Here is a 13,357-nt window from a genome sequence, read left to right on the forward strand (position 1 = left end):
CAGCTTACCGAGGGGTGATCGGAGCGCGATTCGGCCGACTGCAAATGGGGTGCGACCGTGCCCGCCGCGCTCCGAAAAGGCCCTCGGGCTGACCGTAAGAGGCCCCTGAGCAGGCACGGGACGTCACCGGAGCAGGCGCGCACGCCCTGCGGGATGCCGAAAGGGCCGTTAGCTTGGCCGCATGGCCGAATCAGCCGTTGTCGCCGCTTTCTCCGAGGGTGTGCCCTGCTGGGTCGACGCCCAGCTCCCCGACGTGGAGGCGGGCAAGCGCTTCTACGGCGAGCTCTTCGGCTGGACGTTCCCCGAGGAGTCAGGACCGCAGGGCTGGGCGGAACGCGACGGCGAACCGGTCGCGGCCCTCACGCCCAAGCTGGACGGGCGCATGCCCACCGTGTGGACGGTGTACTTCGCGACACCGGACGCCGAGGCGCTCTCCCGCCGGATCACGGGGGCGGGCGGCCGGATCATCGCCGTGCCCACGGCCGTGGGACCGTCGGGCGAGCTGGGCACGGCCGCCCTCGCCACCGACCCGGAGGGCGCCGTCTTCGGCCTCTGGCAGCCCGGCACCCACACCGGCTTCGCCCGGCGGCACGAGCCGCACACCTTCTGCTGGGCCGAGCTCTACGCCCGCGACACCGCTACCGTCGACCGCTTCTACGGCACCCTCTTCCACGACGCCCTGTTCGGGCCCGACGCGACCCCCGATTTCGGCCGCGTTCCCGTGACGGGAGTCTTTCCGGCCGAGATGCCGCCCCACTTCCTCGTGCACTTCGGGGTCGAGGACTGCGAGGAGACACTCGGGACGGTGAACAGGCTCGGCGGACGTGTCCAGGTGACACCCTTCGACACGTCGTACGGGCGGGTGGCCGTCGTCACCGACAACCAGGGTGCCTCGTTCGCCGTCCTCCAGCGGTGAAAGCACCGCCACCAGGCGTGACATCCTGGCGGCGGCGCGGGTGTTGCGGTGGCGCCGAGGATGTTCCGGCGGCGTCGGACGCCGGGCGGGCCCCGGCGGCACCGGCCGAAACGCTTCCGTGTTCGGGGGCACGGCATTTCGACGTGAGGGACGGCACTTCCGGGGCGCCGAGCGGGGTACTTCTGGGGTGAGGAGCGCATTTCGGCCCTGAACCGTGGCGCCCCGGCGACCGCACTTCCGCCGGGGCGGCTGATTTGTCATGAGACACCCCGATCCGCCCCCGGGTTCGCAACCGGCGGCTCGGCCAGGAAGAATCGGGGTGCGTGCCGCCATGGCGGTGCGGTGGTGAGACGCTGCACTGGGCCGCGTTCATACGTGGATGACGTGACCCGTACGGGGAGGTGGCAGGCAAGTGGTGGATCAGCTGACGCAGCACGATCCGCGCCGGATCGGGCCGTTCGAGGTGCTGGGCCGGCTGGGTGCCGGCGGCATGGGGCTGGTCTATCTCGCGCGCTCGGCCTCGGGCCGGCGCGTGGCGATCAAGACGGTCAGGACCGAGCTCGCCGAGGACCAGCTGTTCCGGGTCCGCTTCTCGCGCGAGGTCGAGGCGGCCCGCGCCGTGTCGGGCTTCTACACGGCGGCCGTGGTCGACGCCGACGCCCGTGCCGCGGTGCCGTGGCTGGCCACCGCCTACGTGCCCGCGCCCTCGCTCGAAGAGATAGTGAACGAGTGCGGGCCGCTCCCGGCCCAGGCGGTGCGCTGGCTGGCGGCCGGAGTCGCCGAGGCGCTCCAGTCGATCCACGGCGCCGGACTCGTCCACCGCGACCTCAAGCCCTCGAACGTCCTCGTGGTCGAGGACGGACCGCGCGTGATCGACTTCGGCATCGCCTCCGGCGTCTCGAACACCCGTCTGACCATGACCAACGTGGCCGTCGGCACCCCCGCCTACATGTCGCCCGAGCAGGCGAAGGACTCCCGCAGCGTCACCGGTGCGAGTGATGTCTTCTCGCTCGGCTCGATGCTCGTCTTCGCGGCCACGGGACACGCGCCCTTCCACGGCGCCAACCCGGTCGAGACGGTCTTCATGTTGCTCCGCGAGGGCCCGGACCTCGAAGGGCTGCCCGACGAGCTGCGCCCGCTCATCGAGTCCTGCATGCAGATGGACGCCACGGCCCGCCCCAACCCCGCCGACCTCCAGGCCCAGCTCGCACCCCACCTCTTCGGATCGGGATCCGACGACAGCGGTACGGCCTCGGCGTGGCTGCCCGAGCGCGCGGTCGGCCTGATCGAGACCCGCAGGGGCGGCCGTCCGCCGGTCCAGCAGCCGGCCGGGGGAAGCGGCCGCGGCGCCGGCGGACGTCCGGCACTGCCGCCGCCGCCCTCGCACGCCCCGGTGGCCGTGGGCGCGCCCGACACCGGCCCGGTGCGCCTCGCGGGCGCCCAGGTGCCCATCGGCCCCGGACCCCGGGTCCTGGACGCCCGTGCGGCGGCCGTGAAGGCGCCGCCTCCGGAAGCCGGGCTCGCCGCGTCCTGGTCCCGTCCGCGCATCGGCGTGAACGGCGCCGAACCGGCGCCGGTGCCCACGGCCGCGCCCCCGGCGCCCGACGCCCCGGCGGGCTGGCGCCCCTGGCGCTTCCGCATGTCGAACGACGTCTGGGGCACCCCCTCGGTCGCCGGTGACCTCGTCTACGTCACGTCCTTCGAAGTCCACGCCCTCGACGTCGCCACCGGCCGGCGCCGGTTCAAGACCCGTGACGTGGCCTGGTCGATGGCCGTGGCGGACGGCCGCATCCACGCCTCCGACGGGCCGACGCTGTACGCGCTGGAGGCCAGGGAGGGCGCCGACCTCTGGCGCCTGTCCACGGACGCCTGGGTCTACTCCCTCCAGGCCGACCGGGGGACGGTCGTCACCGGCACACGCGGCGGCGGCGTCCAGGCGTGGGAGGCCTCGAACGGCCAGAAGCTCTGGGAGATCAGCGGCGCCCAGACGGACTTCGAGTCCCCGGAGTCCGGACCGTCGATCCACGACGGCACGGTGTACGTCTGGAAGGACGCCCGGCTGCGCGCCCTGGAGGCCCGTACGGGCGAGGAGCGCTGGTCGTACCCGATCGGTGACGCGGCCTCCTGCGGCGGTGTACCGGTCCGGATGACCCATGCCCCCGACGGCTACGTCTACATCTGCGCGGGCACCCGCGTCCTCGCCGTCGACGTCGCCGGCGGCCATGTCCGCTGGCACTTCGAGGCACCGGCCGTCTTCCTGAGCCCGCCCACCTTCGCCCCGGGCCCGGCGGTGACGGGCGGCGGTGTCTACCTCGCCGACTATCTGGGCACGGTGTACGCCCTCGACGCCACCGACGGCCGCGACCGCTGGCGCATCGCCACCGAGTCCCGCGCCTCCACCGAGCCGGTCCTCGTGGCCGCCGGACACGTCCATGTCGGCAGCGGCAAGGGCCTGTACACCCTGGACGCCGTCACCGGCACCCCGAAGTGGCGCTTCCAGGCCGGAGGCGACCTGGTGGGCGCTCCGGCGGTGGCCGAGGGCCGTATCCACTTCGGCTCCACGGACCATCTGCTGTACACCCTGAAGGCCGACGACGGGCGGCTGCGCTGGAAGCTGGCCACCGGTGGCGAGATCACCGGGGCGCCCGTGGTCAAGGACGGCGTCGTGTACGCGTGCAGCAAGGACCGCTGTGTGTACGCGCTGGACGCGGAGAAGGGCACCGGGACCGCGCGGACCACGTGAGGTCCTGAGGTCCCCCGGCACTCGCGTGACGGCCGCCGTACCGGGCACGGAAGGGTCTCCGGACGGCGGCCGTCGTTCGCGCGGACGGCCTGCGGAAGCCGTTCCGGCTGTGAGGCTACGCCCGGCGTGACCGGGCCGCCACAGGGAGCGAACACCGGAGGGGCCCGCTCCGGCGCGGTTCGAGGATTTCTCGGTCCCAGCGGGAGCGAAAGCCGAGTCCCTGCCCTCCGGACGCCTCTCGGCGCACTTGAACCCGGGCCGCCCGGACGCGGCTCGGCGCACCTGGACCCGGGCCGTCCGGACGCCGTTCGGCGCAGCCGGACCTCAGCCGTGCCCGGGCCGCTCGGCGCAGTCGGGCCTCGGCCGTGCGCAGGCCGCTCGGCGCAGTCGGGCCTCGGCCGTGCGCAGGCCGCTCGGCGCAGTCGGGCCTCGGCCGTGCGCAGGCCGCTCGGCGCAGTCGGGCCTCGGCCGTGCGCAGGCCGCTCAGCGCAGCCGGAATCCCGGTCGGCGGGCCGTGAACAGCTCCGCCTGCCGTTCGCCCGGCAGGTTCCCGAGGGAGACGAGCTGCGGGGCCTGCGCCAGGGCCGCCGCACGGGTCGCCTCCTGCGCCGACCACAGCGCCCGCACGGTCCCCTGGACGGCCTCGGGCGGGTAGGACGCGATGACCGTCGCGCAGGCGACCGCCGCCGCCAACGCCTCGCCGGGCGCGGTGAGTTCGGAGACCAGCCCCACCTCGTACGCCCGCCGCGCGGAGACCCGCTCCGCGGTGCCCATCAGCGCCATCCGCGCCACCTCCCCGAACGGCATCCGCTGCGCGAGGTAGACGGACTCGTAGGCGCTGACCATTCCGTACGTCGTGTGCGGGTCGAAGAAGGTGGCCTCCTCGTCGGCGACGACGAACTCCGACTCGCCCAGCAGGTAGAAGGCGCCGCCGCAGGCGATCCCGTTCACGGCGGCGATCACAGGCTTCCACAGGCCGTTGGCCTTCGGCCCGATCGTGGCGAGCGGATCGTCCACCATGTACGGGGAGTTGGGCTGGGGCACGTCGGCGGAGCGGTCGATCCCGGTGCAGAAGGCCCGCCGCCCCGCGCCGGTGACGACGAGCGCCCTCACGGTGTCGTCGAACCGGAACTCCCGCCAGGCCGAGGTCAGTTCGGCGGCCGTCGCGAGATCCACGGCGTTGAGCCGGTCCTGCCGGTCGAGGGTGAGGACGGCGACCCCGGAGGACTTGTCGACGCTCACCGTGAGGCCGCCGCCGGCCGTCCGCCCGCTCACGCGCGCTCCAGGACCCAGCGCGGCACGGTCATGCCGTTCACCTCGGTGAAGACCGCCTGCACCCGGGCCCCGATCCGTATCCGCCGCGGCGGAACGGAGCCGATGGGCTCGTCCGGCCCGCTCACCAGGTTCCCGGCCAGCCGGATCCGCGGCGCCTCGTCCAGCTCCACCACGATCGCGTTGTACGGGGCCAGCGCCGCGTAGGCGGGGAGGAGCGGCGGATGCGGGACGACGTAGGACCAGATGCGGCCCCGTCCGCTCATCCTTCGCCAGGTGTCGGCGAAGGAGTGGCAGTGCGGGCAGCAGGGGCGGGGCGGGAAGCGCGGTTCACCGCAGTCGGCGCAGGCCTGGACGCGGAGTTCGCCCAGCGCCGCGTACTCCCAGAAGGGTGCCCCGTCGTCGTCGGGGACGGGGGACAGCAGCGGTTCGTGCGTCCCGCCGGTCCCGGTGCTCGCGGTCGTGTCGGCGATGTCGGTCATGTCGGCCGTCCCGTCCCCTTCAGTTCCTCAGCAGGAGTGCGGAGGTCGGGACCCCTTCCCCCGCGGTGACCAGACAGGTGGCCGCACCCGGCACCTGAGCCGTGCTCGTGCCCCGCAGCTGCTTCACGCCCTCGTTGATGAGGTTGAAGCCGTGCACATAGGCCTCGCTGAGCCCGCCGCCCCCGGTGTTGACCGGCAGCCGTCCGCCGATCTCCAGCGCCCCGCCCTCGGTGAAGGCCGCGCCCTCCCCGCGCCCGCAGAAGCCGTAGCCCTCCAGCGAGAGGGGTATCAGGGGCGTGAACGCGTCGTAGATCTGTGCCACGTCCACGTCCTCGGGGGTGAGGTCGGCCTGCTTCCACAGATGGCGCGCGGCGGTCCAGGCGGGTCCCGTGAGCGGGTCGTCGTTCCAGTAGTTGACCATCCCGTGGTGCTGGGCGGGCAGGCCCTGGGCGGCGGAATGGACGTAGACGGGCCGCTGCCGGCAGTCGCGGGCCCGCTCGGCGGAGACGAGCACGCAGGCGAGCGCGCCGTCCGTCTCCAGGCAGTTGTCGAACAGGCACAGCGGCTCGCTGATCCAGCGGGCGGTCATGTACATCTCGCGGGTCAGCGGGCGGTCGTACATCATCGCGGCCGGGTTCTGGTTGGCACGGTTGCGGCAGGCCAGGGCCACGTTGAAGAGATGGTCCCGGGTGGCCCCGTACTCGTGCATGTACCGGCGCGCGAGCATCCCTATCTCGTCGGCGGGCCGCAGCAGCCCGAAGGGCCGGGTCCACTGGGCGGGGGTGGGCAGCTGGACGGCCGTGTTCCGCCAGGGGCGCGGTCCGCTGCCCCGCTTGCGCGAGCGCCAGGCCACGCCCACCGTCGCCTGTCCCGCGGTGATGGCGGCGGCCAGGTGCGCGACGGTGGCGCAGGAGCCGCCGCCCCCGTAGCCGACCTTGCTGAAGAAGGTGAGATCGCCGAGCCCGACGGCCTTGGCGACCTCCACCTCGTCGGTCTCCTCCATGGTGTAGGAGGCGAGAGCGTCGACCTCGGCGGGCGCGATGCCGGCGTCGTCGAGGGCGGCGAGGATCGCGCGGCAGGCCAACGTCTTCTCGGACTCGGGCAGTTGCTTCGCGAAGGCGGTCTGCCCGATTCCGACGACGGCTGTGGCGTCCTTGATCCCTGGCATGGGTGACCTCCGCACACGGTCCCGGCTGCTGACAGGCCGTCAGGCTACAGCTAATCTGACGGTCAGTCAGCTAGTGGTGTTGAGGCGGGAGGTGTTCGATGCGCGGTGACCTGGAGTGGGGCGGCGTCCCGGGACTCGTCCGGTGGGCTGCGGCCCGGTTCGCCGGCCGCGAGGCGGTCGTCGAGGGCCGGACGCGGGTCTCCTACGAGGAGTTGGGCGCCCGGGTGGAGCGGGCCGCGGCGGCCTGCATGGCGAGCGGCGTGCGCTCGGGCGACCGGGTGGCCGTCTGGGCCCCGAACACCCTCGACTGGATCGTCTCCGCCCTCGGCGCGGTGTCCGCGGGGGCGGTCCTGGTCCCCCTCAACACCCGCTTCAAGGGCGCCGAGGCGGTGTACGTGCTGGCCAGGAGCCGGGCGAAGCTGCTGTTCGTGACGGGAACCTTCCTCGGCACGTCGTACGTGGCGGCGCTGCGCCGGGCGGCGGGAGAGGCGGGGGAGCCGGGGGACCCGGGAGAGCCGAACCCGGCGCCCGCCCCCGGCCCGGTCCCCGCTCCCGCCCAGGCCCCCGCCCCCGGAACCGGCCCGCTCCCCGGTCTCCCGTACCTGGAGCATGTGGTGGTCCTCGCGGACGACGCCCCCGCCGACTTCCGTACGTGGAAGGACTTCCTGGCGGACGGCGAGGGCGTGGGGCGCGACGAGGTGCTCCGTCGCGGGACCTCCGTGTCCGGCGGCTCCCCCTCGGACATCATCTTCACCTCGGGCACCACGGGCCGGCCCAAGGGCGCCCTGATCACCCACGCCCAGACGCTGCGCGGCTACGGGATCTGGAGCGAGCTGGCCGGCCTGCGCGAGGGCGACCGCTACCTGATCGTGAACCCGTTCTTCCACACCTTCGGCTACAAGGCCGGGATCATCGCCTGTCTGATGCGCGGGGCGACGATGGTGCCGCAGCCGGTGTTCGACGTGGACACGGTGCTGGCGAACGTGGCCGCGGAGCGCATATCCGTCCTCCCCGGCCCGCCCACCCTCCACCAGTCGCTGCTGGACCATCCGGCCCGCGAGGCGTACGACCTCTCCGCGCTGCGCCTGGTGGTGACCGGCGCGGCGGTGGTCCCGCTGCGTCTGGTCGAGCGGCTGCGCACGGAACTCGGCGTGGACACGGTCCTGACGGCGTACGGGCTGTCCGAGGCGAGCGGCATCGTCACCATGTGCCGCCGGGGCGACCGGCCGGAGGTGATCGCCTCGACCTCGGGCCGGGCCGTCCCGGACACCGAGGTGCGGGTGGCGGACTCCTCGGGAGCCCCCGCGGCCCCCGGATCACCCGGCGAGATCCTGGTCCGCGGCTTCAACGTGATGAGCGGCTACTTCGAGGACGCGGCGGCCACGGCGGAGGTCCTGACCCCGGACGGCTGGCTGCGCACCGGCGACGTGGGCGTCCTCGACGCCGAGGGCAACCTCCGCATCACCGACCGGATCAAGGACATGTTCATCGTCGGCGGCTTCAACGCCTATCCCGCGGAGATCGAGCAACTGCTCGGCCTGCACCCCGAGATCGCCGACGTGGCGGTGATCGGCGTGCCGGACAGCCGTCTGGGCGAGGTCGGCAAGGCCTACGTGGTCCGCCGCCCGCACTCCGCCCTCACCGCCGACGACCTGATCACCTGGTCCCGCCGGGAGATGGCCAACTACAAGGTGCCCCGCACGATCACCTTCGTCACCCGGCTGCCCCGCAACGCGAGCGGGAAGGTGGTGAAGGGGGAGCTGCGCGGACACTGAGCCCGCGCCGGCGGCCCCGGACACACGGCGACCGCGGCGGCTCCCCCTCCGCGCCGCCGCGGCCGATCCCCGTGTGGTGCGGCTCTGGTCAGACAGGCTCGCCCGTGGCGTGGACGTTGTCCGTGGACGCGTCGCCGGTGTCCTCGCCCGGGGCGATCGGGTTCTTGCCCTTGAGGGGCTCGTCCGTGGCGTGGACGTTGTCCGTCGTGGCCGTCGGCTCACCCGTGGCGTGGACGTTGTCGGTGCTGAGGTCGTCGCTCATGACTGGCTCCCCTGGCAGTTCTGTTCGTCGCGATGTGCGATTGCGGTAGTCGGGAAGAACCCGCCCGGCAACTCCCCCGAGGACCGCCGGACGGGCACTTCTGGGCCGGTTCACCTTAGAGGTGTGGGCCTTTCGTCGTCCCGCCTGCCCCCCGACGCGACGGATCGACAACCCGAAGAGTGCCGGGTGGCGATAAACGAACGATGAACGCGCAGGCGCAAGGTCTCAGGCGACGGCCAGTGGGTCGAGGAGGGCGCGCACCTCGTCGGCCTCCGGGAGGCGCAGCCGCTCGTAGATCTCCAGGGCCTCGTGCCAGCAGACCTGGGCGCGGCCCAGCTGGCCGATGCCGTTCAAGGCCTTGCCGAGCACGGTGAGCACGTTGCCCCGCCGCCAGTCGCCGCCGATGCCCCGCAGGACCGTCAGCGCCAGTTCCGCGTTCCCCGCGGCCTGCGCCGGCCGCCGGGCGGCGAGGTCCGCCTCGGCGAGGCGGAACAGGGCCATGCCCTCCCACAGGCGCTGGCGGCTGTCCCGGAAGACCTCCAGGGCCTCCCTGAGGCGGTCGACGGCCTGCCCGAGCTGACCGCTCTGGGTGAGGGCCAGACCCAGCGCGTAGCGGCCGTTGGCGCCCTTGAGCGCGTGGCCCATGTCGTCGTACATGTCCGTGCCCTGCTGGGCCAGGGCCACCGCGCTCGCGGTCCGGCCGGTGGCCAGATGGATGCGGGAGAGGTTGCACAGGGCGCTCGCCTCGCCCGGACGGTCCTCGCAGGCACGGAAGTTGTCGATGGCGCGGTTCAGATGCGCCTCGCCGTCGTCGTGACGGTTCTGGTAGATCGCGATCACGCCGAGGATGTTGGACGACCAGCAGCTGGTGAGCGGATCGCCGGTGGCGAGGGCGAGTTCGAGGGCACGGGTGGCCGCCGCGTCGGCCGAGTCGAAGCGGCCGGTGATGTGGTGCACGAAGGAGAGCGTCGTGAGCGCCCGGGCCTCGGCGCGCGGGGCCGCGTGCTGCTGCGCGGCGACGCGGGCCAGTTCGGCGATGGCCTCGTACTCCTTGGCGTTGGCCCCCGATTCGGCCAGGTCGCAGGCGGCCCACAGGAGGTCGACGGCGCGTGCCAGGGTCTCCGGTCCCGTCGACTGGCGTACGCACGCCAGGGTGCAGACGGCCTCGGCGTAGAGCCAGTCCTGAGCCCGGTGCCGGTCCTCGAACGCCAGCCCCGGATGGGCCGTCGGCTCCAGGTGGTCCACCAGACGGTCGCCGGGGCGGTCGAGCGCGTACACGCCCGCCGCCGTGCTCAGGTAGAAGTCCAGCAGCCTGGACATGGCGGCCGTCCGCTCGCTGGGCGGCTGTTCGTCGCGTTCGGCGCATGCACGCGCGTAGAGGCGTACGAGGTCGTGGTAGCGGTAGCGGCCGGGGGCCGCCGACTCCAGGAGCGAGGTGTCGACGAGGGACTCCAACAGGTCCTCGGTGGCCTCGGCCGGGAGGTCGAGCACCGCCGCCGCGGCCGCGAGCGAGATGTCCGGGCCGTCGGCGAGGCCCAGCAGCCGGAAGGCGCGTGCCTGGGCCGGCTCCAGCTGGCCGTAGCCGAGCTCGAAGGTGGCCTTGACGGCCAGGTCGCCGGCCTGGAGCTCGTCCAGCCGGCGGCGCTCGTCGCCGAGCTTCGCCGCGAGCACCGACACGGTCCAGGTGCGGCGGGCGGCGAGCCGGGAGGCGGCGATCCGGATGGCCAGGGGCAGGAAGCCGCAGGCCGCGACCACGTCGAGGGCGGCCTCCCGCTCGGAGGCGACCCGCTCCTGGCCCACGATCTTGGTGAAGAGCTGGAGCGCCTCCTCGGGGGACATCACGTCGAGGTCGACGAGATGGGCGCCCGCCAGGTCCACCATCCGGATGCGCGAGGTCACCAGGGCGGCGCAGCCCTCGGTGCCGGGCAGCAGCGGCCGCACCTGGGCGGCGTCCCGGGCGTTGTCCAGCAGAACCAGGACGCGGCGGCCGTCGAGGACGGAGCGGTAGAGGGCCGAGCGTTCCTCCAGCGAGTCCGGGATCGCGGAGTCCGCGGTTCCGAGGGCCCGCAGGAAGGCACCGAGGACCGTCTCGGGTTCGGCCGCCCTCGATCCGGCTCCCTGGAGGTCGACGTACAGCTGTCCGTCGGGGAAGGCCGCGCGGGCCTGGTGGGCCACGTGCACGGCGAGCGTGGTCTTGCCGACGCCCCCGATGCCGGCGAGCGCCGAGACGGCCATGACCCGGCCCTCGTCGGAGGAGGCCGCGGCGAGGACGTCGCTCAGTTCCTGGACGAAGGACGCCCGTCCGGTGAAGTCGGTGACGGTGGCAGGAAGCTGGGCCGGGCGGACGGGGGCGACGACGGGCTCCGCCTTGGGGGCGGAGGGCTCGGCGAGGCCCGGGTCCGCCTGGAGTATGCGCTGCTGGAGTTCCTTCAGCCCCGCTCGGGGGTCCACGCCCAGCTCGTCGGCGAGCAGTCGCCGGGTGTCCGCGTACACGGCGAGGGCTTCCGCCTGGCGGCCGGAGCGGTACAGCGCCAGCATCAGCAGTTCGCGCAGGCGTTCGCGCAGCGGGTGCGCCGCGGTGAGCGCGGTGAGTTCGGAGACCGCCTCGGCGTGGAAGGCCTGTTCCAGGTCCATGTCGAGCCGGGATTCGAGGAGTTGGAGCCGCCATTCCTCCAGGCGGGCCCGCTGGGTCTCCGCGTAGGGTCCCGGGATGCTCGCGAGCGGTTCGCCGTCCCACAGGGCCAGCGCGTCGCGGAGCAGGTCGCGGGCGCGGGAGAGATCGCCCGAGGCGCGCGCCTTCTCGGCGTCGGCGGCGAGCTCCTGGGCGTTCACGTGGTCGAGGGCGCCCTCGCTCAGGGAACGGATCGCGTAGCCGCCGGACTCGCTGACCAGGACCTCGGCGCCGAGCGCCTTGCGCAGGCGCGAGGCGTACGTGCGCAGGGCGGCCAGTGCCTGGGAGGGAGGCTCGTCGCCCCAGAGGGCGTCGATCAGCTCGGAGGCCGTGGCCGTGCGCCCGTCGCGCAGCAGCAACGCGGCCAGCAGTGCGCGCTGTTGCGGGGACCCGGCCGGCAGCGGGTCGTCCCCGAGCCAGGCGCGCACCGGGCCGAGCACGCTGAAGCGCAACGCCACGGGCTCCTCGGAGCCCGGACGCCACTGCTTCGGTACGCGCGGCACACCGTCCATCGCTTCCCCCTGCCGAACCGTCAGTGCAACGAGGCCAGTTTGCCTTGTTCAGGGCGGATGCGTCAGCCGTGCGAGACGGCGATCACAAGGCGCGGCCCGGGAGGCCGCACGGTCCTCACACAGGCTTCTCACACTTCCTCGCCCATTCATCCGCGAGCCGCCGTCGCCACTCGCCCGCGAAGGGGGTCCGGCGGGCCTCGGACAGGGACCCGTCAAGGAGCTGACGGGTCGTCAGATCAGCGCTACCGTGGCCGGTATGGAGACCACGGAAACCGCGCAGAGCCCCTCGGAGGACGCCCAGGCCGCCTTCCCGAGGATCATCTCGGTGGACGACCACACGGTCGAGCCGCCCGACGTCTGGCGGGACCGGCTGCCCGCGAAGTACCAGGACACCGGGCCCCGCATCGTTCGCGCGCCCCTGAAGGAAATGACCTTCCTGGGCGGGAAGTTCGCCCCCGTGATGGGCGCGCCGGGCGATGAGGGGCCGATCGGGGACTGGTGGGTCTACGAGGACCTGCACCGGCCCCTCACCCGCCTCGACACTGCTGTGGGCTACGCCCGTGACGAGATCCGGCTCGAAGTCATCACCTACGAGCAGATGCGCCCCGGCTCGTACGACGTGGCCCGGCGGCTGGCCGACATGGACGTCAACCACGTCCAGTCCGCCCTCTGTTTCCCCACCTTCCCCCGCTTCTGCGGGCAGACGTTCACCGAGGCGGCCGACCGCGAGCTGGGCCTTCTCTCGGTGCGCGCCTACAACGACTGGATGGTCGAGGAGTGGTGCGGGCCGACGGCCCGGGGGCGGCTGATACCGCTCACGCTCGTGCCGCTGTGGGACGCCCGGCTCGCCGCGGCCGAGGTCCGGCGTAACGCCGCCCGCGGGGTGCGCGCGGTGGCCTTCTCCGAGATCCCGCCGCACCTCGGTCTCCCGTCCGTGCACACCGACGACTGGGACCCCTTCCTCGCCGCCTGCGACGAGACGGGCACGGTCATCGCCATGCACATCGGCTCCAGCAGCCGGATGCCGTCGACCTCGGCCGACGCGCCGCCCGCGGTCGGCTCCACGATCACCTTCGCCAACTGCTGCTTCTCGATGGTCGACTGGCTGATGAGCGGCAAGTTCGAGCGCTTCCCGAACCTGAGGGTGATGTACGCGGAGGGGCAGATCGGCTGGATCCCGTACATCCTGGAGCGCGCCGACGTGGTGTGGGAGGAGAACCGCGCCTGGGGCGGGGTGGCCGACAAGGTCCACCGGCCGCCGTCCGAGCTGTTCGCCGACCACGTGTACGGCTGCTTCTTCGACGACGCCTTCGGGCTGCGCAACCTGGACGCGATCGGCGTCGGCAACGTCCTCTACGAGACCGACTACCCGCACTCCGACTCCACCTGGCCGAAGTCGAAGGAGGTCGGCGAGGCGCAGATGGGGCACCTGGCCCCGGACGTGGTCGAGCGGATCGTGCGGGGCAACGCGATCGACCTGCTGGGCCTGACGCCGGAAGGGCTCTGGGCGGGCTGAGCGCCCGTGCGGCCGCGTGCGCCCCGCGCCCCTCGGGACC

The 13,357-nt window shown here is 73.2% G+C and carries 9 protein-coding genes; 4 read left to right on the plus strand and 5 right to left on the minus strand.

Going from position 1 to position 13,357, the window contains the following annotated elements; translation table 11 throughout:
- The first annotated feature begins 181 nt into the window (after window positions 1–181).
- Together kbpA and ACZ4AA_RS12325 are read left to right on the plus strand one after the other, a co-directional pair.
- On the plus strand, window positions 182–916 hold the full coding sequence (gene kbpA / locus ACZ4AA_RS12320) for an AfsK-binding protein KbpA (protein ID WP_467599668.1): 735 nt from the start codon (window positions 182–184) through the stop codon (window positions 914–916).
- A 412-nt stretch (window positions 917–1,328) separates the two neighbouring features.
- Window positions 1,329–3,659 carry an outer membrane protein assembly factor BamB family protein gene (locus ACZ4AA_RS12325; protein ID WP_467599671.1) on the plus strand — a complete coding sequence of 777 codons (2,331 nt, stop codon included), beginning with the start codon at window positions 1,329–1,331 and terminating at the stop codon, window positions 3,657–3,659.
- A gap of 483 nt (window positions 3,660–4,142) precedes the next feature.
- Here ACZ4AA_RS12325 and ACZ4AA_RS12330 read toward each other — a convergent pair whose 3' ends face one another.
- From ACZ4AA_RS12330 to ACZ4AA_RS12340, 3 genes are read right to left on the minus strand one after another with little or no spacing between them, the layout of a single operon-like run.
- Window positions 4,143–4,934: an enoyl-CoA hydratase/isomerase family protein gene (locus ACZ4AA_RS12330; protein WP_467599674.1), complete on the minus strand. Its 792-nt coding sequence runs from the start codon at window positions 4,932–4,934 to the stop codon at window positions 4,143–4,145.
- The gene (locus ACZ4AA_RS12335) at window positions 4,931–5,413 is read right to left on the minus strand and encodes a Zn-ribbon domain-containing OB-fold protein (RefSeq protein WP_467599677.1); all 483 of its coding nucleotides are present in this window, start codon (window positions 5,411–5,413) and stop codon (window positions 4,931–4,933) included. The genes ACZ4AA_RS12330 and ACZ4AA_RS12335 overlap by 4 nt, the downstream gene beginning before the upstream one ends.
- Before the next feature lie 19 nt (window positions 5,414–5,432).
- Window positions 5,433–6,581 (minus strand): lipid-transfer protein, encoded by a 1,149-nt coding sequence (locus ACZ4AA_RS12340; RefSeq protein ID WP_467599679.1) that lies wholly within the window; start codon window positions 6,579–6,581, stop codon window positions 5,433–5,435.
- A 98-nt stretch (window positions 6,582–6,679) separates the two neighbouring features.
- Here ACZ4AA_RS12340 and ACZ4AA_RS12345 point away from each other — a divergent pair, with 98 nt between their 5' ends.
- Window positions 6,680–8,356 (plus strand): fatty acid--CoA ligase family protein, encoded by a 1,677-nt coding sequence (locus ACZ4AA_RS12345; protein ID WP_467599682.1) that lies wholly within the window; start codon window positions 6,680–6,682, stop codon window positions 8,354–8,356.
- Window positions 8,357–8,444: 88 nt separating this feature from the next.
- On the opposite strand, the gene ACZ4AA_RS12350 is transcribed toward ACZ4AA_RS12345, so the two are convergent.
- Window positions 8,445–8,618: a hypothetical protein gene (locus ACZ4AA_RS12350; protein WP_385395298.1), complete on the minus strand. Its 174-nt coding sequence runs from the start codon at window positions 8,616–8,618 to the stop codon at window positions 8,445–8,447.
- A 225-nt stretch (window positions 8,619–8,843) separates the two neighbouring features.
- Entirely contained in the window at window positions 8,844–11,801 is a 2,958-nt protein-coding gene (gene afsR / locus ACZ4AA_RS12355) for an SARP-family global regulator AfsR (RefSeq protein ID WP_467599685.1), read from the minus strand.
- A gap of 256 nt (window positions 11,802–12,057) precedes the next feature.
- On the opposite strand from afsR, the gene ACZ4AA_RS12360 reads away from it, so the two are divergent.
- The gene (locus ACZ4AA_RS12360) at window positions 12,058–13,317 is read left to right on the plus strand and encodes an amidohydrolase family protein (protein WP_467599688.1); all 1,260 of its coding nucleotides are present in this window, start codon (window positions 12,058–12,060) and stop codon (window positions 13,315–13,317) included.
- Window positions 13,318–13,357 lie beyond the last annotated feature (40 nt).

This window comes from Streptomyces sp. NPDC024698, from assembly GCF_055559015.1.